Here is a 1,142-nt window from a genome sequence, read left to right as displayed (position 1 = left end):
GATAAAGAATACAAAGCTTTACGTGATGACTGCCTTGATATTCGACAATTTGATGCATTCCTTACGCAGTATCAAAACATCCGTGAATATCAAGATATTGATGAGCTTGATGCAAACATGCAGCAGGTAAATCCAATTTATATCTTACGTAACCATATGGCACAGCGAGCTATTGAGGCAGCGGAGCGAGATGATTTTAGTGAGGTTGACCGCTTATTTAAGCTACTCAACCATCCCTATACAAGACAACCAGATTTGGAAAAACCGGAAGATTTAGGTCCGTTACCAAGCGATGTACCTGATGTAGCGGTGAGCTGTTCTTCTTAATTTTTTATCCACATTTTCTGTGGATAACATTGTGGTTATCCACAGCATAACTTTTCTAAGCAATTATTCTTCTGGATATTCGAAGCGGTAACCTACTCCATAAACAGCTTGAATCCACTCATGACGGTTACCAGTTTCGGCCACTTCCGTGATTTTTCGACGCAAGTTTTTAATATGGCTATCAATAACTCGGTCGGCAACATCAAAGCTGTCCGGATTAATATGATCTAATAATTGTGCACGTGAATAAACTTGCCCCACATGTTCTAAAAATAACTCAAGTAGGCGAAATTCTGTTGGCGTTAAACTTAAAGATTTTTGTTGATAACAAATTCTTTGCTGTGCTTTATCAATACGGAAAGAATCATTTTGCTCTGGCTCAGCCTTACGTTCTAAACGACGTAAAACGGCCTGCACACGAGCAACCAGTTCTTTTGGACTAAAAGGTTTGCACACATAATCATCTGCCCCCATGTTTAGACCCAAGACACGATCAATTTCTTCAGTACGTGCCGTCACCATAATAATCGGTAAATCTGACTGTTCACGTACCTTACGGCAAATCGTTAAACCATCCATTCTTGGAACCATTAAGTCCAGAATCATTAAATTAGGTTTACGTTGTTGAAAGCTCGTGTAAGCATCCTGACCATCATGAAACATGCTTACTTCGAATCCAGCAGCCTCAAGATAATCACGCACCAGATGTGCTAACTCGACTTCATCCTCAACCAACATAATATGTTTCATGGGCCATTTTTCCTTTTATTTAACTCTGCTTTTTAAAGGTTAGTACACAACGTAAACCACCTAAT

Annotated in this window: 1 protein-coding gene and 1 pseudogene; one reads left to right on the top strand and one right to left on the bottom strand. The window is 39.5% G+C overall.

Annotated features, from left to right (window positions below; translation table 11 throughout):
• Window positions 1–327: pseudogene (locus tag VXQ92_RS19920) on the top strand (selenoprotein O and cysteine-containing protein); the annotation flags it as partial.
• 63 nt (window positions 328–390) lie between these two features.
• Here the strand turns inward: VXQ92_RS19920 and VXQ92_RS19915 are convergent.
• The gene (locus VXQ92_RS19915; protein ID WP_416682954.1) at window positions 391–1,077 is read right to left on the bottom strand and encodes a response regulator; all 687 of its coding nucleotides are present in this window, start codon (window positions 1,075–1,077) and stop codon (window positions 391–393) included.
• Window positions 1,078–1,142 lie beyond the last annotated feature (65 nt).

This window comes from Acinetobacter sp. 228, assembly GCF_048147885.1.
This window is presented reverse-complemented; position numbering and strand designations above follow the sequence as displayed.